The organism is Nocardioides hungaricus (genome assembly GCF_054782915.1).
On the sequence record NZ_BAAGRO010000081.1, the window covers coordinates 1 to 1,228 of the forward strand.

A 1,228-nucleotide genomic window follows, 5' to 3' on the forward strand; every position below is an offset into this window, starting at 1 on the left:
GGCCTGCTCGAACTCCACGGGGGTCATCATCCCAAGGGTCGAGTGGAGGCGTCTGTTGTTGTACCAATCGACCCAGCCGGCGGTGGCATACTCGACGTCTCCGAGGGTGCGGTAGGGGCCGGTGTGGAAGATCGTGGTCTGGATGCACTCGGTCTTGTAGAGCCCGATCACGCACTCCATCAGCGCGTTGTCATACGCATCTGCCACTGACCCGATCGAGGGCCGGATCCCCTCGGCGGCGAGGTGCTCGGTGAACGCGATGGCGGTGTACTGGGACCCGGCGTCCGCGTGACCGATCAGCTCACCTGGGACCACGGGGTTGCCTTCGCGTCCGCGCTGCCACAGCGCCATGCGCAGCGGGGTGTCGACGAGCTCGACGGCCTTGGTCGAGGCGATGTTCCACGCCACGATCCGTTGGGCGAAGACGTCGAGGATGAACGCGACGTAGACGAACCCGGCCCAGGTGCGGACGTAGGTGAAGTCCATGACCCAGGTCCGGTTCGGTGCCACGGCGGTGAAGTCGCGGTCCAGCAGGTCACCGGCACGGTTGCCGTCCTTGCCCGGGATGGTGGTCCGGATGCCCTTGGAGCGTCGAACCCCTTGCAGGCCAAGGGAGCGCATCGCCCGATCCACCGACCCCGGCGATACCCAGGGGCTGTGTCTGCGCACGATCGCGGTCATCTTCCGGCGCCCGTAGAGCCCCTCGGGGGTCATCCTGCGCACGCCTTGGTGGTCGACCTGCCACACGATGTCGCGCACGGTGTTGGTGACCATCGCGTCGCTGATGGTGCGCGCAGCGGGCTGGGCGTTGGTGCGCGCCCATTGCCGATAGGACCTCGCGGCGACCTGGCAGCCCTGCTCGCGCAGTACCCGACAGATCGACTCGACCGCGTGGCCCTCGGTACGCAGCTCGTCGATGAAGGCGACGATCAGCGATTGCGGGGGTCGAGTTCCCCCGCGAAGAAAATTGAGGCCCTGCGCAGGATCTCGTTGTCCTCCTCGAGCCGGCGCACCTTCGCCTTCAGGTCGCGGATCTCAGCCAGTTCCTCACTCGTCGCGCCTTGGCGTTGACCGCCGTCGATCTGGGCCTGGACCGCCCAGCGACGAACGGTCTCCTTGCCCAGCCCCTCGCGTCGCGCGACGGCCTCAGCAGCCGCGGTCATCGACGGGTACTCGGCCAGGTGATCCAACACCTGCCGCACGCACCGCGCCTTGACCGCGGGATCGA

General features: G+C 67.4%; 1 protein-coding gene. It reads right to left on the bottom strand.

The window, feature by feature from the left end:
• A protein-coding gene (locus ACYVKX_RS23305; RefSeq protein WP_460836104.1) for an IS3 family transposase occupies positions 1-1,228 on the bottom strand; the annotation gives its coding sequence in 2 pieces (ribosomal slippage) (positions 1-968 and positions 968-1,228; 1,229 coding nt annotated over the 2 pieces). This gene is flagged as partial in the annotation.